This window comes from Streptomyces sp. NPDC002889 (genome assembly GCF_042888425.1).
In the GTDB taxonomy this organism is placed as follows: domain Bacteria; phylum Actinomycetota; class Actinomycetes; order Streptomycetales; family Streptomycetaceae; genus Streptomyces.
On the sequence record NZ_JBIAPT010000013.1, the window covers coordinates 1 to 20,719 of the forward strand.

At 70.2% G+C, this 20,719-nt stretch carries 20 protein-coding genes; 8 read left to right on the forward strand and 12 right to left on the reverse strand.

The annotated features are described in order from the left end of the window. Positions 1-821: tetratricopeptide repeat protein (locus tag ACFYWI_RS20510; RefSeq protein ID WP_389234161.1), on the forward strand; the 821-nt coding region annotated here is incomplete at its 5' end. Positions 822-1,100: 279 nt separating this feature from the next. On the opposite strand, the gene ACFYWI_RS20515 is transcribed toward ACFYWI_RS20510, so the two are convergent. Beyond that, the gene (locus ACFYWI_RS20515; RefSeq protein WP_389234165.1) at positions 1,101-2,696 is read right to left on the reverse strand and encodes a hypothetical protein; all 1,596 of its coding nucleotides are present in this window, start codon (positions 2,694-2,696) and stop codon (positions 1,101-1,103) included. Positions 2,697-3,155: 459 nt separating this feature from the next. Between ACFYWI_RS20515 and ACFYWI_RS20520 the strand changes: the two genes are divergently transcribed. Next, positions 3,156-3,617, forward strand: a complete 462-nt coding sequence (locus ACFYWI_RS20520; RefSeq protein ID WP_389234168.1) for an ATP-binding protein — start codon at positions 3,156-3,158, stop codon at positions 3,615-3,617. 379 nt (positions 3,618-3,996) lie between these two features. On the opposite strand, the gene ACFYWI_RS20525 is transcribed toward ACFYWI_RS20520, so the two are convergent. Both ACFYWI_RS20525 and ACFYWI_RS20530 read right to left on the reverse strand, forming a co-directional pair. After that, positions 3,997-4,359, reverse strand: a complete 363-nt coding sequence (locus tag ACFYWI_RS20525; RefSeq protein WP_389234171.1) for a hypothetical protein — start codon at positions 4,357-4,359, stop codon at positions 3,997-3,999. Between the two features lie 531 nt (positions 4,360-4,890). Next, on the reverse strand, positions 4,891-7,698 hold the full coding sequence (locus ACFYWI_RS20530) for a SpoIIE family protein phosphatase (RefSeq protein WP_389234174.1): 2,808 nt from the start codon (positions 7,696-7,698) through the stop codon (positions 4,891-4,893). Between the two features lie 404 nt (positions 7,699-8,102). Here ACFYWI_RS20530 and ACFYWI_RS20535 point away from each other — a divergent pair, with 404 nt between their 5' ends. Beyond that, the gene (locus ACFYWI_RS20535; RefSeq protein ID WP_389234177.1) at positions 8,103-8,807 is read left to right on the forward strand and encodes an alpha/beta fold hydrolase; all 705 of its coding nucleotides are present in this window, start codon (positions 8,103-8,105) and stop codon (positions 8,805-8,807) included. A 37-nt stretch (positions 8,808-8,844) separates the two neighbouring features. After that, complete coding sequence (locus ACFYWI_RS20540) at positions 8,845-9,480, forward strand: alpha/beta hydrolase (protein ID WP_389234180.1); 636 nt, start codon at positions 8,845-8,847, stop codon at positions 9,478-9,480. 415 nt (positions 9,481-9,895) lie between these two features. Here the strand turns inward: ACFYWI_RS20540 and ACFYWI_RS20545 are convergent, their stop codons facing one another. The 4 genes from ACFYWI_RS20545 to ACFYWI_RS20560 all read right to left on the reverse strand — a co-directional run bounded on the left by ACFYWI_RS20545 (position 9,896) and on the right by ACFYWI_RS20560 (position 13,671). Then, positions 9,896-10,492 (reverse strand): hypothetical protein, encoded by a 597-nt coding sequence (locus tag ACFYWI_RS20545; protein WP_389234184.1) that lies wholly within the window; start codon positions 10,490-10,492, stop codon positions 9,896-9,898. Between the two features lie 31 nt (positions 10,493-10,523). After that, a complete protein-coding gene (locus tag ACFYWI_RS20550; protein ID WP_389234187.1) occupies positions 10,524-11,675 on the reverse strand; it encodes a serine hydrolase domain-containing protein in 1,152 nt (383 codons plus the stop codon). Between the two features lie 63 nt (positions 11,676-11,738). Beyond that, on the reverse strand, positions 11,739-12,452 hold the full coding sequence (msrA, locus tag ACFYWI_RS20555) for a peptide-methionine (S)-S-oxide reductase MsrA (protein ID WP_389234190.1): 714 nt from the start codon (positions 12,450-12,452) through the stop codon (positions 11,739-11,741). 115 nt (positions 12,453-12,567) lie between these two features. Then, positions 12,568-13,671, reverse strand: coding sequence for a hypothetical protein (locus tag ACFYWI_RS20560; RefSeq protein ID WP_389234193.1), 1,104 nt, complete (start codon positions 13,669-13,671; stop codon positions 12,568-12,570). Positions 13,672-13,781: 110 nt separating this feature from the next. Here ACFYWI_RS20560 and ACFYWI_RS20565 point away from each other — a divergent pair, with 110 nt between their 5' ends. Further along, positions 13,782-14,936 carry a cystathionine gamma-synthase gene (locus ACFYWI_RS20565; RefSeq protein WP_389234196.1) on the forward strand — a complete coding sequence of 385 codons (1,155 nt, stop codon included), beginning with the start codon at positions 13,782-13,784 and terminating at the stop codon, positions 14,934-14,936. A 110-nt stretch (positions 14,937-15,046) separates the two neighbouring features. Here the strand turns inward: ACFYWI_RS20565 and ACFYWI_RS20570 are convergent, their stop codons facing one another. From ACFYWI_RS20570 to ACFYWI_RS20585, 4 genes are all read right to left on the reverse strand, one after another. Then, positions 15,047-15,238, reverse strand: a complete 192-nt coding sequence (locus ACFYWI_RS20570) for a DUF1059 domain-containing protein (protein WP_389234200.1) — start codon at positions 15,236-15,238, stop codon at positions 15,047-15,049. Positions 15,239-15,327: 89 nt separating this feature from the next. After that, positions 15,328-15,579 (reverse strand): hypothetical protein, encoded by a 252-nt coding sequence (locus ACFYWI_RS20575; protein ID WP_389234203.1) that lies wholly within the window; start codon positions 15,577-15,579, stop codon positions 15,328-15,330. Beyond that, entirely contained in the window at positions 15,576-16,052 is a 477-nt protein-coding gene (locus ACFYWI_RS20580; RefSeq protein WP_389234206.1) for a sigma factor-like helix-turn-helix DNA-binding protein, read from the reverse strand. Before ACFYWI_RS20580 ends, ACFYWI_RS20575 begins: the two co-directional genes overlap by 4 nt. Before the next feature lie 53 nt (positions 16,053-16,105). Then, positions 16,106-16,621 carry a MarR family winged helix-turn-helix transcriptional regulator gene (locus ACFYWI_RS20585; RefSeq protein WP_389234209.1) on the reverse strand — a complete coding sequence of 172 codons (516 nt, stop codon included), beginning with the start codon at positions 16,619-16,621 and terminating at the stop codon, positions 16,106-16,108. 147 nt (positions 16,622-16,768) lie between these two features. Here ACFYWI_RS20585 and ilvA point away from each other — a divergent pair, with 147 nt between their 5' ends. The 3 genes from ilvA to ACFYWI_RS20600 all read left to right on the forward strand — a co-directional run bounded on the left by ilvA (position 16,769) and on the right by ACFYWI_RS20600 (position 20,059). Continuing rightward, positions 16,769-17,998: a threonine ammonia-lyase gene (gene ilvA / locus ACFYWI_RS20590; protein ID WP_389234212.1), complete on the forward strand. Its 1,230-nt coding sequence runs from the start codon at positions 16,769-16,771 to the stop codon at positions 17,996-17,998. A 184-nt stretch (positions 17,999-18,182) separates the two neighbouring features. Further along, positions 18,183-19,211, forward strand: a complete 1,029-nt coding sequence (locus tag ACFYWI_RS20595) for an ATP-binding cassette domain-containing protein (protein ID WP_389234215.1) — start codon at positions 18,183-18,185, stop codon at positions 19,209-19,211. After that, positions 19,208-20,059, forward strand: a complete 852-nt coding sequence (locus tag ACFYWI_RS20600) for an ABC transporter permease (RefSeq protein ID WP_389234218.1) — start codon at positions 19,208-19,210, stop codon at positions 20,057-20,059. The genes ACFYWI_RS20595 and ACFYWI_RS20600 overlap by 4 nt, the downstream gene beginning before the upstream one ends. 88 nt (positions 20,060-20,147) lie before the next feature. Here the strand turns inward: ACFYWI_RS20600 and greA are convergent, their stop codons facing one another. Next, positions 20,148-20,645: a transcription elongation factor GreA gene (gene greA / locus ACFYWI_RS20605; RefSeq protein WP_389234221.1), complete on the reverse strand. Its 498-nt coding sequence runs from the start codon at positions 20,643-20,645 to the stop codon at positions 20,148-20,150. Positions 20,646-20,719 lie beyond the last annotated feature (74 nt).

The following is a 20,719-nucleotide window of genomic DNA, read 5'->3' on the forward strand; positions in this document are numbered from 1 at the left end:
ACCTGACCACCGGCGACGGCCGGTTTGCGGCGTGTGAGGCCTGCTGGTACCTCATGGACCGCGCCAACGCCCCCACCGCCCTGCCCCGCCTGCAAGATCTCCATGACGCCTGGGCCCGACACCTGGGTCCCGATCACGAACACACTCTGTGGGCTGCCAACTACCTGGCCCGCGCCTTTAGCGACACTCAGAACCACACCCGAGCCCGGGCGTTGGCGGAGGAGATGCTGGAGCGGCAGCGGCGGGTACGGGGCGAGGACCACCCCTACACCCTGATCGCCGCCACCCGCCTGGTCATCGACCTGGCGGCGTTGGGGGAGGTGGAGGCTGCCCGGGCGTTGGGTGAGGACACGCTGGAGCGGCGGCGGCGGGTGCTGGGCGAGGACCACCCCGACACCCTGACCAGCGCCTCCAGCCTGGCCGTCGACCTGGCTGCACTCGGGGAGGTGGAGGCTGCCCAGGTGCTGGAGCAGGACACGCTGGCGCGGCAGCGGCGGGTGCTGGGCGAGGACCACCCCAGCAGCCTGACCACCGCCACCGGCCTGGCTATCCGGCTGGCGGCGTTGGGGGAGGTGGAGGCTGCCCGGGCCCTGGCGCAGGACACGCTGGAGCGGCAGCGGCGGGTGCTGGGCGAGGACCACCCCGACACCCTGCGCACCGCCTCCAACCTGGCCGTCGACCTGGCGGCGTTGGGGGAGGTGGAGGCTGCCCGGGCGCTGGGTGAGGACACGCTGGAGCGGCAGCGGCGGGTGCTGGGCGAGGACCACCCCGACACCCTGCGCACCGCCGGCGTCATGAATGGTCTGCGCGGCGATGCCTGACTCCCGCCCTGCCCGCCGTAGACGCTCAACAGCCAAGACTGAGGGAGGGCACAACCCGGACTACGTCTGCCGCCGATCAGCACTCGTGAAGCCCCGCCCTCTCCCGCCGTTCTCCGCCAGTAGTGGTGCGCTGAGGGGGAGCGCGGCGCCCCGCTACGGGCGGACGTAGACCACGGTGGCGTCATCGTGGAGCTTGCCGCGTGGCCAGCGGGTCAAGGCCGTGTCAGTCAGTTCCGCTTCACGCGCCCGGCCGCCACCAGGGCCCGTGCCGTCGCTCCCTCAGTCGCAGCCCGCGCCCGAGCGCGTCGGCCGGTATGCCGAGTCCAGGCGGTACTCGCCCGCCCGCGGGACCGTCAGACGCGTCCACTCGCCCTCCCGGCGCAGACACGCCCCCTGGGCCCGCAGCCACGGCGAGTACGCCAGCCTGACCGTCACCGAACCGGCCGCCGGCATCCGCACGACCAGGTCCGCGTCGCTGGAGCGCACCACCCTCGCCGGGGGCGAGGCCAGGGGGACGGCGTCCCGGACCCGGTAGACCGTCCAGCCGTCGTCCTGCCACACCCGGTCGAGCCAGTCCGGTTCGCTCCGGACGATCGCCGCCTCGGCCTCCGCGGGTCCGTCCGGCCTGCCGTGGTGGAGCACCACCAGACCGACCGCCCAGCGGTCCAGCCACTGCCGGTACGTCGCCGGTGTCAGCGAGCCGTCGTAGAAGAGCCGCCCGCGTTCCACGTCCAGCTGGCGGTTCCAGCCGCGGGCCATGTTGATGTGCGGGGCGAGCGCGGTCGCCTCACGGTGATTGCGGGCGGGGACCACCTCGACGCGCGTACGGTCGGCGCCCAGCCGCTCCAGCTCCCGTACGAGACCGTCGGTGTGCGCCGCCCACGTGGGCACGCTGTTCGAGACGACCAGGTCGTCCTCGGTCTTGTCCGCCAGCCAGTACGAGTTCACGACGAGGGCCGCGGCGAGCACGGCCTGCTGGAGCAGGACGAGGCCGCCCGCGAGCACCGCGGCCAGCAGCAGCGGCGGCCCGACCAGGCCCGCCAGACGCTCGACGTTCGTGCCGATCGGGGACGCGATCAGATACGTGAGGACCACCCCGATCCCGTACACCCCGGCCCCGTAGCGCACCACGCGCCACTCGCGCGGGGCAGCGATCGCCACCGCCGCCGAGACCAGCAGCGGCAGCCACAGCTTGCCGCTCGCCATCGGCTGCTCACCCCGGAACGGGAACATCAGCGCCACCGTCCCCACCACCACAACCGGCGGCACCACGAGCGCAGCGCCCTTGCGCCACTGCCGGTCCAGCGCATACGCCGTGCCCGCCACCAGCAGGAACAGTCCGGCGACGGGGCTCGCCAGGGCCGCGAGCGCCGCGCAGACGGCCGCGACAGCCGTCCTGCCCGCGTACAGCACCGCGAGCAGACCGATCGCCACACCCAGCGCGAACGTGGTGCGCCCGGAGGCGATGTTGCACCACAGCGCGAGAGCCCCCGCGAGGGCCGGCCACACCGGTACGGGTACTCCACGGCGTACGAACACGCAGGCCAGCACCCATGTCCCGGCGAGACCGGCGGCCACCGACACCGCGCGCACGCCGAAGACGGCCATCAGGGGCGGGGTCAGCACGCTGTAGTTGGCGGTGTGCATACCGCCGTACCAGGAGAGGTTGTACGCCGAGCCCGGATTCCGCTGCATGAAACCCGCCCATGCCAGCTGGGCGGCCAGATCGCCGCCGCCGGTCGCCAGCCAGAACGCCCACAGGACGTACAGCGGCACGACAGCGGCGGTCGCGACGAGCGGGACGCGCCACCAGGGTGCCGCGTCCCGCTCGACGGCGCCGGTCCGTGCCGTCTCGACTTGCTCACTGATCCCCACGGCGCAAACCCTAGTAGGCGCCACACGTCCGGCTCGGAGGTGAACAACTGCTCGTGGGTGACGTCCCCGTCGGGCTGCGGCCCGCTGACCGGCGCCGATGCATTCCAGTCGCCCGCGGTGCGCGGGGCGGCCGGCCCGCGGGTGGAACTGCGAAGGTCGTCTCCACACCATTTGGGTCGACCTGACCCCTTGTTTACGTGCCCGAAATCTGATTAGAGTTCGGCAATGTCGAACGGCGGTCGATGCTCCACTCCGGTGGAACCGATCGCGTGCAGCGGTCGACGCACAGGACGCCGCCGCTGGTCAGAGAGCTGGCAACCCTGCCGGGCAAACCAATCGGGAATCGCCATGCGAACCACCGTCTCGAATCCGTCCACGACGAGGTGCGGTGCCTATGCACCTCGTGTCCCGCGCTCTCGGCGCCGACCGGGACATGCCGTCTCCGTCTACGCCTTCACCGTGCCCGCGATACCCGCCGAGGTCTCCGTGGCCCGCAAGCGGGCGGCACGCGTGCTGCGGGACTGGGGACTGCACGAGGACGGGCTGCACACGGCCTCGCTCGTGATCTCCGAGCTCGTCGGCAACGTCGCACGGCACGCCGTCCCGCACGCGGCCAGGACCACGGTGACGCTCACCAGGACCGGGACGACGCTGGCGCTGGCCGTGCACGACGAGCACCCCTTCCTGCCGGAGCCGCTGCCCACGGCCGACCCCGGGCAGGACTGCGGACGGGGCCTGCTGATCGTCGACAGCCTCGCCCGCGAGGCGGGCGGCGCACTGCAGGTATGCCCGGTGCCGGCGCGCGGCAAGGAGATCCGGGCGGTGTTCCCCGCCGCCGTCTGTGCGGACCTCGCGGACCTCGCGGCATGCCTGGCCGATGCGTGCCCGGTGATGCACTTCCAGCGCGCGATGCCCAACTGACCCACCGCGCCCGCAGCCCGCAGCCCGCAGTCCGCAGTCCGCAGGCCTCCTGTTCTCGGCGGATACCGTCCCCGAAGGCAGAGCCCGGGAACCGTCCACCTTGGAGCCCGGACGGCCCAGGTCGTCAGCATCGCCTCGCGCTTGAAGAGCGAGCAGGCCGGCCTGCTGGGCCACACCACGCGCGCGGGGCGTCGGCGCGGCTCGGCGATCCCTGGCGGTGCGTTGCCGTGAGGCGGTTGCGTCGGAATGCGTAGCCGTCCGGTCCTGCCCCTGCCCTGGCCTGTGCAGGCCGGGCAGGGGGATTTCAGGATTGTGGTGACCCTGTGAGTGATCCGGTTTCAATTCCCGTGCTGCATGGTTGCCGATTCTTCACGGACCTTCAGAGGCGGCGTACCCGTGTGGATATACCGTGTCCTATCAGCAGGTAGATCACGGCAGGCAGGCCGTAATTGAGGAAGACGCGAAGGCCGCCTGTGTCCATCGTGAAAATATCCTGTGACCACCAGGCCAGCCAGTCCGCCACGCCTTCCACGAACTCGACGAAGACGTTCGCCTGGTTGGCCCCGAGCAGGTAGAGCAGGATCCACAGGCCCAGGAACACTGCGGCGATGTCCGCGATCGTGTGGATGACCAGGGCTGCACGCCGTGCGGAGGAGCCGTCCCCGCCGTGTGCGTAGCGGTGGTTGCCGCCCTGGTTGTAGTCGTATCGCTGGTTGTCCGGCAGGGGTTCGGTGTTACTCACTGGAGTCCCAATCTGACGCGTACACCGCCTTGACGGCGCGGAAGAGCGGCCACCGCGCGGCGTTACCTCCCCAGAGAGAAATTCCGGCCGCGGCCGCATAGGGGTCGCTGTTCCGCGTCCCTACGGGGAACTGCGTCGCGCGCGGATTGCGCGTTACACGGTCATCGCGATACGTCCGATATCGACGGCTAAGAGAATTCCTCAAGAGGACCGCGACTTACGACTTCGTGATCCTTTCCGATCGGCATCGCCGAGGTTTGCGGGCGCGTTCCGGTGTGCGGCACGCACACACCGCCGTGACGATCACCATGGGCGGCTTCAATGGCCGGACTGCCTGCACATGAGCTCAAGGGATCGCCTTCGTCGGGCGGGCTGCCCGACTGCCTCGGCCGGGGCCCCTGTCGCCGCCCGGCGGTCGAGGGCCGACCGGGCCCCACCCCGCGGGGGATGGTGAAGGCGTCGCCCACCGTGGCCGCGGTTCGACGGGACTGGTCCCGGAATGACACAACAAGCGGGCTGCACCGTCAAAGCTCAGAGGGTGGGATCATCGAACTGCTCAAGGAGAACGTCGGCCGGTGTACCGGCCATGGCTGCGGACGCGCCGTCGTCCAGGGGGTGTTCGGCCCAGATGACCTTGCCACCGGGTGTGTACCGCGTCCCCCAGCGCTGAGCGAGCTGCGCCACAAGGAACAGACCACGCCCACCCTCATCCGTGATCGCCGCCCGCCGCAGCCGCGGCGAGGTACTGCTGCCGTCCGACACCTCGCAGGTCAAACAGCGCCACTGCAGCAGCCGCACCTTGATCGGAGGCGATCCGTACCGGATCGCGTTCGTGACCAACTCGCTGACGATCAGTTCCGTGGTGAACTCGAGCTCCTCCAGCCCCCACTCCCGCAACTTCTCCGTGCAGCGCGCCCGCACCGAGGCCACCGCCGCCGGGTCCGGCGGCACGTCCCACTCCGCCACGTGCGAGCGCGGGAGCAACCGGGTACGTGCCACCAGCAGGGCGATGTCATCGGAGGGGTGCGCCGGCATCATCGCATCGATCACCCGCTGACACGTCTCCTCGGGAGTGCGCCCCCCGGCTCGCTCCAACGTCCGGCGCAGCTCGACCTGCCCGACGTCGATGTCGCGGGTCGGGTCCTCCACCAGCCCGTCGGTGTACAGCACCAGGCGTGAGCCCTCGGGCAGGCGCAGCTCGCAGGTCTCGTAGGGGTAGCCACCCAGTCCGAGCGGAGCCGAGGTGGGCACGTCCGGGCAGGTGACGGTCCCGTCCGGGTACGCCACCACCGGGTCGGGGTGTCCTGCACTGCCCACCGTGCACGTCCCCGCCGCCGGGTCGTAGATCGCGTACAGACACGTCGCTCCTGTCACGCCCTCCACCTCGTCGGCCTGCCCGGCCTCGCCCGTGCCCTCCTCGCTGTCCATGCGCACGACGAGTTCGTTCAGGTGCCCGAGCACCTCGTCCACGGGGAGGTCCAGCGCAGAGAAGTTCTGCACCGCGGTGCGCAGCTGGCCCATCGTCACCGCCGCGTGCAGTCCGTGACCGACGACGTCGCCGATCACCAGCGCCACTCGTGCCCCCGGCAGCGGAATGAGATCGAACCAGTCCCCACCCACCCCCACCCCTGGATCCGCGGGGAGATAGCGCCAGGCCACCTCCAGTGCGTCCTGATCCGGCTGCCCCCGCGGCAGCAGACTCCGCTGCAGCGTCCCCGCCATCGCATGCTCCCGGGTGAACCGCCGTGCGTTGTCGATGGCCACCGCCGCCCGCGCGGCCAACTCCTCCGCGAAGGACAGGTCTTCCTGCTCGAACGCCGGTGAATCCCCCGTCCGGTAGAAGTTCGCCACGCCCAGCGGCACCCCCCGCGCCCGCAGCGGCACAGTCACCAGCGAATGCAACCCGTGCTCCAGTGCAATCCGGGCGCGATCCGGATCCTGCTCCTGCCACCCCCGAGCCTGTCGCAGGTCCGCTTCCAGCATCGCCCGCCCCCACTCCAACGCCCGCATGTGCGGCGTCGCCGGGGAGAACGTGATCCGTTCGCCGACCGGGAACAGAGGCAGAATCTGCTGCTCGCCGCCGCTGACCGCCGCTCGCCGCATATGCCCCCATTTCTTCGCATTCGGCTCCTGCCCTCGCAGCACCGCATCCAGCAGATCCACCGTGACGACGTCGGCGAACCGCGGTACCGCCACCTGGGCCAGTTCCTGTCCCGTACGCACCACATCCAGCGTCGTCCCCATCCGTACCCCCGCCTGATAGAGCAGCTTCAGCCGCTCCCGCGCCGTCTCCGCCCGCCCCGACACCGCGGTCAGTTCAGTGGTGTCCCGCAGCGTCACCACGCTGCCCCCCTGGTCCCCGTTCGGGAATGTGGGCCGCTGGTTCACCACCAGCAATCGGCCCTCCGCCAGATGCACCGCGTCCGTGGCCGGCTCGTCCGACGTCAGCACGCGTGTGATCTCCTCCGACAGTCCCAGCTCCCGCGCAGGCCGCCCCTCCGCGTCCGCGGGAAGGCCCAGCAGACGCTTCGCCTCGTCGTTGGCCAGCAGCAGTCGCCCGTCGGCGTCCGTGATCAGCACCCCTTCCCGCACCGCGTGCAGGACCGCGCTGTGGTGCTCGTACATCCGCGTCATCTCCGCCGGGCCCAAGCCATGGGTCTGCCGCTGCAGCCGTCGGGACACCAGCGCTGTCCCGACGGTGGCCACCGCCAGCGCGGCCGCGCCGGTACCCAGGATGATCGGCAGCTGAGGCATCCACCGTTTCGCCACGTTCTTGACCGTTATCCCGGCGGACACCAGGCCGACGACCTTGCCGCGGGCGTCGGTCACCGGGACCACCGCCTGGACGGCCGTTCCCCGGCCCGCCGGCAGGGGCGGTCCGCCTGCCTGCTCGACGGTGGTGCGACCTTCCAGCGACGGCTGGATGTTGCCGACGAACTTCTTCCCGATCTCTTTCGGGAAGGGGTACGTGTAACGAATCCCTTTAGTGTTCATGACAACGACAAAATCCACGCCCGCCTTCTTCCGGGCCGCTTCCGCGCGTGGCTGCAGCACCGCCGTCGGGTCCGGGCTCTTCAGCGCTTGGGCCGTGCCCGGGGCATTTGCGAACGACTGTGCCGCGACGACCGACTCCTGACGCCCCTGTTGCAGGGCGTCACGTGCCGACTGAAGGAGCAGGGTCGTCACCCCGCCCGCGACCGCCAGCAGGATGACCAGGATCTGGAGAAGGAACACCTGCCCGGCGATACTGTGCGGATTGAGCAGGGACTCGCGACGATCACGCGGCCGCTCGCCGACCGGACGCGACGGCGTCCGAAATGGCCGAAAAGATTCCCTCATGACTCATTCATAACACCCACTGTGCGAGCCCAGACGGACTCGACCGGCGAGGTCGTCCGCCCCGGCGCCGCCCCGCCCTCTCGCCGAGAATCCGCGTGGAAGCAGGGCTGCTCTCCCGGCATCCGCCCAGGCCGGGGAAATCCGCGACAACGCAGCTCAGAGCGTCAGGAAGCGAGGCTCCGGCCATGCGGAGCACCCCATCCGAGCCAGGGAATGACCAGCCCGAGTCAGAGCACGACCGGTCCGAGCCGGACCTGAGCGCGATCGTCGGCGAACGGCGCCGGTTGATCCGGGTGAGATGCACCTTCCAGGTGACCCCAGGGGTTCGGCGTGCGGTGGCCGCCGGGCTGAGGTCTGCTTGGTGAGTCAGACACCCCTGGCTCCACTGAAAGGGCACCAGTCCCATGGCTGACAAGCCCGCAGTCGTTTTGGTGCACGGTGGTTTCGTTGACGGGTCCGGCTGGCGACCGGTCTACGACCTGCTCACCCGCGACGGCTACCGTGTCGGCGTGGTGCAGAACCCGACCATGTCGCTCCGGGGCGACGCCGCCGCAGCGCGGCTGATCATCGACGCGCAAGACCGCCCCGTCGTGCTGGTCGGTCACTCCTACGGCGGCGCGGTCATCACCGAAGCCAGCACCAACCCGAACGTGGCGGCCTTGGTGTACGTCGCGGCATTCGTACCGGACGCGGGCGAGTCGGTCGACACGCTCCTCGCCGGTTTCCCCACCGACATTCCCGGACCGCCGATCCTGCCGCCCAAGGACGGCTTCCTCTTCCTCGACCGGGACAAATTCCCCGCAGCGTTCGCCGGTGACCCACCCGCCGACCTGGCCGCGTTCATGGCCGACTCACAGGTCCCCTGGGGCGTGGACGCCCTCGGCCAGCCGGTCACCGAGCCCGCCTGGCGGACCAAGCCAAGCTGGTACCTGATCACTACCGACGACAAGATGATCCCCCCGCCTGCCCAGCGCACCATGTCCGGGCGAGCCGGCTCGACCACCCTCGAGGCGGCGGGGAGCCATTCCGTCTACGTGTCACAACCGGCCGCAGTGGCCGACCTCATCAAACAAGCTGCCGCGTCCGCCGCGGTGGCCGCGGCGCAGTAGCCGCAGCTGCTGAAGCGAGGGACCGCCAGTGGCAAGAATGCACGTGATCGTCCTCCCGGGCGGTGGGTACGCCGAGCATGCGCCACACGAGGCGGAACCGATCGTCGATTGGCTCAGCGGGCTTGGGGTGCAGGCGAGCGTCTTCCGCTATCCGCTCAACGCCAGGCACCCAGTACCGCTCCATGCGCTCCGTGCCGAGATCCGGCGCCGCCGCGCGCGTGGGGCGGACCGTATCGGTCTGATGGGATTCTCCGCGGGCGGCCACCTGGCCGGCCTTGCGGCGCTCGCACCCGGTAACGAGGCGCAGGAAGCCGTGCAGTTCGCGGTTCTCGGATATGCGATCACGTCGATGGAGACCGAGACCTACCGCCCCGCCAGGCTGATCCTGCTGGGGGAGGATGCCGGCCCGGCGCTGCGGCACTCGACGTCTCTGGACGCGCTGGTGACGGCTGAATCACCACCATTCTTCGTGTGGCACACCGCGGAGGACAGCTACGTCCCTCCCGAGCACACCTACCGCTTCGCTGCGGCGCTTGCAGCCCACAACATCCCCCACGCCGTTCACGTGTTCGCGCACGGGCCGCACAGTCTCGGCCTGGCCGAAGGTGCGGGGGATGTGGCGACCTGGTCGGCTTTGGCCGCGTCGTGGGTTCGCGAACGCGCCGAAGCCTGAGGCCGACGTCCACCTTGCTTTGCCAAATGGCCCTTGAACAGTCCTTCCACCAGTGCCGCGGCGGTGTCGTCGCTGAATTCCGGTGGCTGGCGGGGGCATCAGCCGGCATCCGCCGAAGTTGTCATGCAAACAGGTCATCGTCACCGGCACAGCAAAGCGCCCTCCCGGGGCCTTTCAGGGGCCGTGGGAGGGCGCTCACCGATGACCGACGCAGGCGCGTGGCCCGCTTTCAGCGTCAGCGAAGCATTCCGCCTCCGAACTCTGGGCAGCCGGAGGTCGGAAGGCCTGCGGAGGAGGCTCCAAAGCTGATGGCGTTCCTGGTGGTCAGGTCCGATGACGAACCACGACTCAGCTTGACGCCCGTCCCGCCGATGCCGCAGTAGCCCGCCGGGTTTCTGTCCAGGTACTGCGTGTGTCAGAGCCCCGCTGGGTGGCTGGAGAGCCAGTCGGTGTGCTGGCCGCGCAGCCGGTCTCGCTCCGCAGACGTGGTGAGGATGACGTCTGCGCCGCCGTCGTACGGGTGGTGGATGTGTCGAAGTTCCGTGTCGGTGAAGAACACGTCGAAGAGTTCCTCGTCCGCGACGGCGCGCAGCAGTTCGTCGACGCAGCCGCGTTCCCACGGCCGGCGGTCGGCGTACAGGCGTGTGTGGTGGTGGAGATCCGGGTCGGGGTCGTCCTCCTCCGACTCTGTCCACCAGCGGATGCCTTCGGGGTGCAGTGTCTGTCGTGGTGTCGGGCAGCCGGCTGGCCCGGTCGGCGTGTTCGACCAGTCCGTGGTCACCACGAACACGTCCGTGCCCGCGAACAGCTTGTCGAGGATCGTGTTGTACCGGTCCAGGACGATTGCGTACTCGGCATCGGACTCCGGGTAGCGCTTCGAGTCGGGGAGGCTGTGGAAGCGCACCCAGCGGTCGGCGTACATACCGCGGAACGTGTGGGCGAGGGGCGGACCCGACGGCCGCCGTTCCTGCCACAGCCCCGCCAGCAGCTCCGGGGTGAGGCCAGCGCTCACCCGTCCGCCTTGGCGACGCCGATCGGGCAGCTCACGCCCGCCTCGACGAGTCCGTGCTGCCATGTGACCCGTTGGATCGGGCGCGCAGACCAGTGAGCCCGTCATACGCGGCCGTGACGATCTCTAGTCCCCGATTGTCGTCCGCGGGTTCGCGCATCTGATGTGTCACGTACGCCACTGCCATACGGGCGTCAGGATCGATCATGACCAGTGAGCCGCCCCAACCGCCCCACCCGTAGGTGTTGCCGAAGAGTCCGTAGCCCAGGCCCCAGCGCATCGGCATGCCCAGGACGCGGTCATCGCCGTGGAACTGCTCCTCCCGGGCACGGTCACAACCCGCCTGCGACAGCAGCCGCGCCCCCCGCACCGATCCTCCGCAGGCCATCACGGACTGGACGAGGGCGACAGAGCGGGCGTTGCCGAGACCGTTCGCCGCAGGGATTTGCGCACGGCGCCAGGCCACGCTGTTCCCGTCGTGGACCCGTATCGGGGTCCCGGCGGCGGGAGTCGCGCCGCCGGCGGGGGCACTCGCGGCGTAGCCGTCGTCCCGGGACTGTGGCGGGATCGTGAGCGCCACCCGGTGGTCGTGCTCGGCGGGCAGGCCGATGTGGAAGTCCGCGCCCAGCGGGCCGGCAACCTCGTCGGCGAAGAACGCGCCCAGAGTCCGGCCGGTGATGCGGCGTACGACCTCGCCCACGAGGAATCCCTGGGTGAGCGAGTGGTATCCGGCCTCGTTGCCCGGCTCCCATTGCGGAGCCTGCGCGGCCAGTCGTGCCGTGGCGGACGTCCAGTCGTACAGCTCCGCCACCGGCCCGTCCCAGTCGGGCAGGCCAGCCGTGTGCGCGAGCAGGTGGCGTACCAGCACCTTCTCTTTGCCCGCCGCGGCGAACTCCGGCCAGTACCGGGCGACCGGCGCGGCCAGGTCGAGTTCGCCGCGGTCGGCGAGAACCAGGGCACACAGCGCGGTCATCGTCTTGGTGACGGACCAGACGTTGACGATCGTGTCGCGCTGCCACGGGATCGTACGGTCGGCGTCGGTGAATCCGCCCCAGACGTCCACCACCGGCCGGCCGTCCACGAAGACGGCCACCGAGCCACCGGCGTCTCCCTCGTCCAGCAATGCCGCCAGCGCGCTGGGCACGGCAGTGAACAGATCATCGTACGATCCCTGAATGTCCGCCATGCTGAGAATCTAGCCAGCTCGGGGTGACGCGAGGCAACTGAATTCCCGGCCCGCTAGGGGCGGCTATCTTTCAGTGGCTTCCGTCGCAGGCGCGATGCCCGTCGGGCAGGAGCGGCCCCAGTTCGTCTCGGACGGGGCATCCAGCTTGACGCCCGTCCCGCCGATGCCGCAGTAGCCCGCCGGGTTCTTGTCCAGGTACTGCTGGTGGTACGCCTCCGCCGGGTAGAACGGGCGGTCCTTCGCCGAGCCGATTTCCGTCGTGATCGTGCCGTGGCCCGATGCCTTCAGGACCTGCTGGTACGCGTCCCGCGACGCCGCGGCCGCGGCCGCCTGGGCGGGGGAGTGGGTGTAGATCGCCGAGCGGTACTGCGTGCCGACGTCGTTGCCCTGGCGAAAGCCCTGGGTCGGATCGTGGGACTCCCAGAACACCTTGAGCAGGGACTCGTACGACACGATCCTCGGGTCGAAGACCACCCGGACCGCCTCCGTGTGGCCCGTCAGGCCCGAGCAGGCTTCCTCGTACGTGGGGTTCGGTGTGTAGCCGCCCTGGTAGCCGACCAGCGTCGTCCAGACGCCGTCCGTCTGCCAGAACTTGCGCTCCGCGCCCCAGAAGCAGCCAAGGCCGAAGTCGGCGATCTCCAGGCCCTCGGGATAGGGGCCGAGCAGCGGGTTGCCGAGGACCGTGTGGACGGACGGGACCTCGAAGGCCGCGGTTTCGCGGCCGTGCAGGGCCTCGGTGGCGGTGGGCATCTCGGGGGCACGGCGGTTCAGGAACATGCGGGCTCTCCTCGGCGAGTGGGTCCGTACGAGGGCAACGTACGGACCCGCTCAGGCATTCCACGATCCACCGGCCCCTCTTGTCGTGGGCTCGGCACACCGGGTCCGGCCGGATTCAGTGCGGCAGCGTCGCCGGGCTGCCGCCGTTCGCCTCGTAACCCGCCACCGCGAGGTTCCGGTGGATCGTGTACGCCGCTGCCGGGTCGTCGCTGTGCGTCCACGGCAGCGCGCCGACGTGGCCGTCGACCTGCACCACCTGGTTCATCGCCTCGGCCCAGCGCTCGCCGCGCACCAGGAAGAAGATCAGCAGATGCCGCACATGCGCGAGCATCGGGTCGTCGGGGCGGGCCGCGTGCACTGCGAACAGCGCGCCCTCCATCGCCTTGGTGACCACCGCGCTCCGGTAGAAGGTCTGCACCAGATTGACCTCGGGCAGATGCTCGTACACCGCGAAGAGCGGGAGCGCGGCCAGCAGTGAGCCCTGCGGGGCGCGTGCCGCGGCCGTGGTCGCGAAGTGGTCCGCCTCCTCGCGGGAGCCGTGCCACTTCTCGCACAGGTGGTGCAGCGCGGCCAGATGCGCGCCCATGTGCTCCGGCGCGCGGTCGATCACCTTCGCCCACACCTGGTCGAACTGTTCGTGGGTGTAGCCCAGGCCGCGGGCGATCGCCAGTTCCACGATGTACGGGACGGGGTCGCCGGGCGCCAGCAGCGCCGCCTCGGCGCAGACGGTACGGGCCTCTTCGAGAATGATCCGGAAGTCGTCCGTGCCCGCGGTCGACGACCGCCAGGCCTGCTGCACCAGGAACTCGGCGTGCACCTGCGCGCCGCCCGCGTCCTTGGGGGACTCCGAGCGCCAGGCTCGCAGCCACGCACCGCCGGCGCCGGGCTGCTGCTGCAGCTCGAGCGAGGCGGCCCCGGCGAAGGCCTGGACGCGCTGCCAGCGCACCTCGCCCTCCTTGGGCGTACCTGCGAGCAACTGGGCGGCGGCACGCCAGTCCTGGGTGCGCTGGACGACGTCCAGTACGTCGAGGAGGTCCTGGTCCGGGCCGGGCAGCCGGACGTCCTGTTCCTCCTCGCGGACGAAGCCGTAGGTGTCCGGGTCGGCCGCGTCGGGCGAACCGGGCGCTGCGAGGCGGATGCCGGAGCGGTGGCGCCTCACGAGAGGGCCGATCACCGCCACCAGCATGCACATCGCGATCAGGAACCAGAGAATCTCCATGGCTCCATTGTCCCGGACGCCGATCGGGACAGGCCACGCCCGGGTCGGCATTGCGCCGCGTCCACGCCCCGGACCGCGGGCGGGGCCCTGCGGGACTACGCTCGGTCCTCATGAGTGACCAGCACAGCTACCGCAGCTTCGAGACCCGCGCCATCCATGCGGGCAACACAGCCGATCCGCTGACCGGCGCGGTCGTACCGCCCATCTACCAGGTGTCCACGTACAAGCAGGACGGCGTGGGCGGACTGCGCGGCGGCTACGAGTACAGCCGCAGCGCCAACCCCACGCGTACTGCGCTGGAGGAGAACCTCGCCGCCCTCGAGGGCGGCCGGCGCGGCCTCGCCTTCGCGTCCGGTCTCGCGGCGGAGGACTGCCTGCTGCGTGCGCTGCTGACGCCCGGCGACCATGTGGTGATCCCGAACGACGCCTACGGCGGCACGTTCCGGCTCTTCGCCAAGGTCGTCTCGCGCTGGGGCGTGGAGTGGTCGGTGGCCGACACCTCCGACCCGGCCGCGGTGCGTGCCGCGGTGACCGACCGTACGAAGGTGATCTGGGTCGAGACCCCGTCCAACCCGCTGCTCGGTATCACCGACATCGCGGCGGTCGCGGACGTGGCGCGCGCGGCGGGCGCCAGGCTCGTCGTCGACAACACCTTCGCCAGCCCCTACCTCCAGCAGCCGATCGCGCTCGGCGCGGACATTGTCGTGCACTCCCTCACCAAGTACATGGGCGGCCACTCGGACGTCGTCGGGGGCGCGCTGATCGCCAACGACGATGCTCTGGGCGAGGAGCTGGCGTACCACCAGAACGCGATGGGCGCGGTCGCCGGGCCGTTCGACGCCTGGCTGGTGCTGCGCGGCATCAAGACGCTGCCCGTCCGTATGGACCGGCACAGCGAGAACGCCACGCGTATTGCCGAGATGCTCACCACGCACCCGAAGGTCACCAAGGTGCTGTACCCGGGTCTGCCCGAGCACCCGGGTCACGAGGTCGCGGCGAAGCAGATGAAGGCGTTCGGCGGCATGGTGTCGTTCCAGGTCGAGGGCGGCGAGGAGGCGGCGGTCGAGGTCTGCAACCGCGCCAGGCTGTTCACGCTGGGCGAGTCGCTGGGCGGCGTGGAGTCGCTGATCGAGCACCCGGGCCGGATGACCCACGCGTCCGTGGTGGGCTCGGCGCTGGAGGTGCCGGGCGATCTGATCCGGCTGTCCGTCGGCATCGAGGCGGTCGACGATCTGCTGGCGGACCTGAAGCAGGCGCTGGGCTAGGAGAAACGATCCGGTGGGTGTGCGCGCAGGGGATCCGTGAGGGTCTGCGCACACACCTGGGGGTCCCCGGCCGGCCGGGGACCCCCACGCGCGGGAGAGCGCTCAACGTCTCAGACGCCCACCTTCTCGTCCTCGAGGGATTCGCGGATCTGCTGGCGCAGCTCGGGGGTGTCGGCGTGCTCGTGGACGGACACGGCGTGTTCGACGGCCGCCCGTACGACTTCGTTCTCCTCACCGGAGATGGTCAGCGTGCAGCCCGATACGCTCGGGGACTTGCGGCAGTCGGCAACTTTTCTGGTCATGGGGACCTCCTCGGCCTTTCCGCATGCGCCGCTCATTCCAGGGTAGATCCGGAACCGGACCGGCACCGCTCGTACCACCGGACCTCGTACTACCAGCCCTCCAGTGGGGGCGTCGTGTCCGACGGGGGTACGACCCAGGGCTGGGCCACCGTCGCCCATACGAGGAACGCGATCACCGCGAGGACGAGCAGCAGCCGGCCGGCCCGGCGCAGTGCGCGACGGCGGCGCAGCAGCCGGCTGCCCTGCAGGGTGGCGCGGAGCAGCAGATCGGGCGGGAGCGTGGGGTGCCGGGTCTCCAGCATCCGGCGGACCTCGTCCTCCTTGCGGTCGGCGCTGCTCATGACAGCGCCTCCATGCGGCCACGGCGCGGCGGCGCGGGCGGGGCGCTGCGCAGGGTGGCGACCGCTCGGGCACAGATCGCCCGGACCCGTTCCGCCGGCAGTCCGATCAGCGCGGCCGTCTGTTCCTCCGCCACCCCCTCGTGCAGTCGCAGCACCAGGATGAGACGTTCCTGCGGGCCGAGGCGGTCGAGCACGCCGCCGCGCACCTTGTGGTAGCGCCAGGCGCTGCGGGCGAAGCGGGCGGCGAGCTCCTGCCGGGTGCGGTCGTACGGGTCCTCGCCGCGCAGCCGGTCCCAGTCCGCGTACGTACGGGCCAGCGCGCCGGTCAGCAGGCGCTGCGCCTGCGGATTGACGCCCGGCTGCTCGGTCGTGAGCAGTGTCGCGGCGTGCAGCAGCCGGCCGGCCGCGCCCGCAACAAAGGCCTCGAACTCCCGGGCGCGGCGGCGATCCATGGCTGAATGCCGCTCGCTCACGTCCTCATTACTGGGCAGCGAGGACGCCCCGGTCAAGAGGTAGGACGCCCGGGTCAGGAGTGGGCGGTCGGCGCCTGTGCATCGATGGCCGGCAGACCCGCCTGCCGGGCGGACAGAGCCATGTTGAAACGGGTGAGCAGCGTGCAGAAGGACTCGCGCTCGGTCTCGGTCCAGCCCTCCGTCACCTGTGCCATCAGCTCGCGCCGCGACGAGCGGACCTCCTCGAGCCTGGCCTGCCCGCGCGGGGACAGCTGGAGCACGACCGCGCGGCCGTCCTCGGGGTGGGAGGTGCGTTTGACCAGGCCGGTGTCGACGAGCGGCGCCACCTGGCGGGTGACGGTCGATGAGTCGATGCCCATCCCCGCGGCCAGTGCTTTGACGCCCATCGGGCCCTCGTGGTCGAGCCGGTTGAGCAGCAGGTACGCCGCTCGGTCCATCGAGTTCCGGACCTGGCCGACGCCGCCGAGCCGCGTCTGTTCCGCTCGGCGTGCGAAGACGGCGACCTGGTGCTGGAGGGCATCGAGGAGGCCGGGGCCGAGATCTGTCGTCATGTCCTGAGAAGTGGGCATGGCTACGGGGGCTCTCTCGTGCGGTGGTCGGTTGGTGGGGGACAGAGTACGCGGCTGGAAGGCGGCGCGTACCGGCGCTGCACAAACCGGTGGGGAAGCCCGGGATCCGGACGAGCGGGCCCGCGGTGAGCTGCGAGACTGGCTGTCATGAGCTTCCGTACGCCTGGCTCCTTGCGGTCCGTCATCCTGGACGACATCCGGGGGGCTCAGAAGATGCTGTCCGGGGTCGCCAGGATGACTGCGATGGAGGGCAGCAGGCATCTCTCGCAGCTCGTCGGCGCCCCCGTGCACCTCAAGTGCGAGAACCTGCAGCGCACCGGTTCGTTCAAGCTGCGGGGGGCGTATGTGCGGATCGCGGGGCTGCGGCAGGAGGAGCGTGCGGCCGGTGTCGTCGCTGCGTCCGCGGGCAACCACGCGCAGGGCGTGGCGCTGGCGTCCTCGCTGCTCGGGGTGCGCTGCACCGTGTTCATGCCGGTCGGGGCGCCGCTGCCGAAGGTCGCCGCGACCAGGGAGTACGGCGCCGATGTGCGGCTGCACGGCCACGTGATCGACGAGACCCTGGCGGCGGCGCAGGACTATGCGAACGAGACGGGGGCGGTGTTCATCCACCCCTTCGACCACCCGGACATCATCGCCGGCCAGGGCACGGTGGGCCTGGAGATCCTGGAGCAGTGTCCGGAGGTGCGGACCATCCTCGTGGGCGTCGGCGGAGGCGGGCTGCTCGCGGGTGTCGCGGTCGCGGTGAAGTCGGTTCGCCCGGACGTGAAGCTGATCGGAGTGCAGGCGCAGGGAGCGGCCGCGTATCCGCCGTCGCTGGCGGCCGGGCATCCGGTCTCGATCGATGCGCCGTCGACGATGGCGGACGGCATCAAGGTGGGGCGGCCGGGCGATGTGCCGTTCAAAATCATTGGCGATCTTGTCGACGAGGTCCGTACGGTCTCCGAGGACGCGCTCTCCAGCGCGTTGCTGCTCTGTCTCGAGCGGGCCAAGCTGGTCGTCGAGCCGGCCGGGGCGAGTACGGTGGCCGCGCTGTTGAGCGAGCCGAAGGCGTTCGAGGGTCCGGTGGTGGCTCTGCTGTCCGGCGGCAATGTGGATCCGCTGCTGATGCAGCGCATCCTGCGGCACGGCATGGCTGCGGCGGGGCGGTATCTCTCGCTGCGGCTGCGTCTGACGGACCGTCCGGGTGCGCTGGCCGCACTACTCCTGGCGTTGTCAGAGGCCGACGCTAACGTCCTCGACGTGAGCCATGTAAGAACGGACCCGCGACTCGGGCTCACGGAGGCGGAGGTGGAGCTGCAGTTGGAGACCAAGGGCCCCGAGCACTGCGAGCAGGTCGCGACGACGCTGCGGGCGGCGGGCTACACGATCATGGCCTGAGCCCACGGCGGCCGTGCGCATCGAGGAGGACGACGCGTACGGAAGACGCGACACAGTCTTGAGTAACGCGATGTATCGCGTTACTCTCTTTCTGCCATGCCCCCGCCAGGCGCGGAAGAGCGGGCGAATCCAGTCCTTCGCACCTGTTACCCCATCCACCCCCGCCACCCTGGGAGAACCCCTTATGCCAGGCGCCATCTACGCCGAAGGTCTCGTCAAGACCTTCGGCGACGTAAGGGCACTGGACGGCGTCGACCTCGACGTCCCCCAAGGCACGGTCCTGGGACTTCTCGGCCCCAACGGCGCCGGCAAGACCACCACCGTCCGCGTCCTGACCACCCTTCTGCAGCCCGACAGCGGCCGGGCCGTCGTCGCCGGAATCGACGTCCTCAAGCATCCGAACGAGGTGCGCAGGTCCATAGGCCTGTCCGGCCAGTTCGCCGCCGTCGACGAGTATCTGACGGGCCGGGAGAACCTTCAGATGGTCGGGCAGCTCTACCAGATGACCGCGCGCGACGCGAAGGCCCGGGCGGGCCGGCTGCTCGAGCGCTTCAATCTCGCCGACGCCGCCGACCGCCCCGCCAAGACGTACTCCGGCGGCATGCGCCGGCGGCTCGACCTCGCCGCCGCCCTGGTCGTCTCGCCGCCCGTGATGTTCATGGACGAGCCGACGACGGGCCTCGACCCCCGCAACCGCCAGCAGCTGTGGGAGGTCATCCAGGAACTGGTCGGTGGCGGTACGACGCTGCTGCTCACCACCCAGTACCTGGAAGAGGCCGACCACCTCGCCGACGACATCTGCGTCGTCGACCACGGCAAGGTCATCGCCCGCGGTACCTCCGACCAGCTCAAGGCACAGACGGGCGGCGAGCGCGTCGAGGTCGTCGTGCACGAGCGCGATCAGATCGGCCCCGCCCGCGAGGTGCTGCTCCGCTTCGGCAAGGGTGAGGTCACCGTCGCCGAGCACACCCGCAAGCTCATCGTCCCGGTCACCGGCGGCGCGAAACTGCTCGCCGAGGTCATCCGCGAGCTCGACGTCCGCGGCGTCGAGATCGACGACATCGGGCTGCGCCGCCCCACCCTCGACGACGTGTTCATCTCGCTCACCGGCCATGCCGCCGAGACCGGGTCCGAGGACGCCGTCGAGCCGGCCGACGCCAAGGGCGGCAAGGGTGCGAAATCCCGGCAGCAGCAGAAGGAGACCGCGCAGTGACCACCACAACGGACGTCGTCGAGATCGCGGCCCCCAAGCCGCGCGGCGGAATCGCGCAGTCGGTCAACGACTCGCTCGTCGTCGCCAAGCGCAATCTGATCCGGATGACCCGCATCCCGGAGATGATCATCTTCGGGATGATCCAGCCCGTCATGTTCGTGGTGCTGTTCAGCTACGTGTTCGGCGGTTCCATGAACATCGGGGGCTCCACTGACCCCGTCGTCTACCGGAACTTCCTGATGGCGGGCATTTTCGCTCAGACCGTCACCTTCGCCACAGCGGGTGCGGGCGCCGGTATCGCCGACGACATGCACAAGGGCCTCATCGACCGGTTCCGCTCCCTGCCGATGGCACGCGGCGCGGTCCTGACCGGCCGTACGCTCGCCGACCTGGTGCAGACCGCGCTGACCGTCGTCGTCCTCACGGTCGTCGCGCTGCTGGTGGGCTGGCGGATCGAGGAGGGTCTCCCCAAGGCGCTCGGCGCGTTCGCGCTGCTGCTTCTGCTGGGGTACGCGTTCTCCTGGATCGGCGCCCTGATCGGCCTCTCGGTGCGGACGCCCGAGGCGGCCACCTCCGGCGGTCTGATCTGGCTCTTCCCGGTCACGTTCATCTCGAACGCGTTCGTGGACTCCAGCAAGATGCCCTCGTGGCTGCAGCACATTGCCGACTGGAACCCCTTCAGCGCCACGGTGCAGGCGTGCCGGGAACTGTTCGGCAACCCCGGTGTCTCGACGTCGGACGCCTGGCCCATGGAGCACCCGGTGATGGCATCGATCCTCTGGTCGGTCCTGATCATCGTGGTGTTCCGGACGCTGGCGGTCCGCAAGTACCGCTCGGCGACCGCCTGACCCGAGCGCGCGGCAACGACGCAGGGGCCGGACCGCTTCGAGCGGTCCGGCCCCTGCCGTATGCCGTGGCGCAGCCTGTGGTGTGCGCTCAGCCCGTGTAGGGCTTGGCCGCGAGGATCTTCACCGAGGCCTTCCTGCCGTTCGGCAGTTCGTACTCCGCGTCGTCCCCGACCTTCTTGCCGTTCACACCGGCGCCCAGCGGCGACTGCGGCGAGTACGTCTCGATGTCCGTGCTCGCGTATTCACGCGAGGCCATCAGGAACGTCACGGTGTCGTTCTCGTCGCCGTCGAAGGCGATCGTCACAACCATGCCGGGCTCGACAATGCCGTCGTCCGCGGGGGCCTCGCCGACCTTTGCGTTGTCCAGGAGCTGGGTCAGCTGGCGCACACGGAGCTCCTGCTTGCCCTGCTCCTCCTTGGCCGCGTGGTACCCGCCGTTCTCCCGCAGGTCTCCCTCCTCGCGCGCTGCCTCGATCTTCTTGGCGATCTCGGTGCGCGCCGGACCAGACAGGTACTCCAGCTCGGCCTTGAGCTGGTTGTACGCCTCCTGGGTGAGCCAGGTGGCGTTGTCACTGGTCTGGGTCACAGCTGCTCCTCGTAGGTGCTGGGAATACAAAGCATCGCCCTACCCAAAAGGATGTGCCTCCATGGGCGGGCGAA

Bases quoted from the DNA above. Each gene is read 5' to 3' on its own strand.
- ACFYWI_RS20530 (WP_389234174.1), bottom strand. From the start codon at position 7,698: ATGAGGGAATCTTTTCGGCCATTTCGGACGCCGTCGCGTCCGGTCGGC.
- ACFYWI_RS20535 (WP_389234177.1), top strand. From the start codon at position 8,103: ATGGCTGACAAGCCCGCAGTCGTTTTGGTGCACGGTGGTTTCGTTGAC.
- ACFYWI_RS20540 (WP_389234180.1), top strand. From the start codon at position 8,845: ATGCACGTGATCGTCCTCCCGGGCGGTGGGTACGCCGAGCATGCGCCA.
- ACFYWI_RS20550 (WP_389234187.1), bottom strand. From the start codon at position 11,675: ATGGCGGACATTCAGGGATCGTACGATGATCTGTTCACTGCCGTGCCC.
- msrA (WP_389234190.1), bottom strand. From the start codon at position 12,452: ATGTTCCTGAACCGCCGTGCCCCCGAGATGCCCACCGCCACCGAGGCC.
- ACFYWI_RS20560 (WP_389234193.1), bottom strand. From the start codon at position 13,671: ATGGAGATTCTCTGGTTCCTGATCGCGATGTGCATGCTGGTGGCGGTG.
- ACFYWI_RS20565 (WP_389234196.1), top strand. From the start codon at position 13,782: ATGAGTGACCAGCACAGCTACCGCAGCTTCGAGACCCGCGCCATCCAT.
- ACFYWI_RS20570 (WP_389234200.1), bottom strand. From the start codon at position 15,238: ATGACCAGAAAAGTTGCCGACTGCCGCAAGTCCCCGAGCGTATCGGGC.
- ACFYWI_RS20575 (WP_389234203.1), bottom strand. From the start codon at position 15,579: ATGAGCAGCGCCGACCGCAAGGAGGACGAGGTCCGCCGGATGCTGGAG.
- ACFYWI_RS20585 (WP_389234209.1), bottom strand. From the start codon at position 16,621: ATGCCCACTTCTCAGGACATGACGACAGATCTCGGCCCCGGCCTCCTC.
- ilvA (WP_389234212.1), top strand. From the start codon at position 16,769: ATGAGCTTCCGTACGCCTGGCTCCTTGCGGTCCGTCATCCTGGACGAC.
- ACFYWI_RS20595 (WP_389234215.1), top strand. From the start codon at position 18,183: ATGCCAGGCGCCATCTACGCCGAAGGTCTCGTCAAGACCTTCGGCGAC.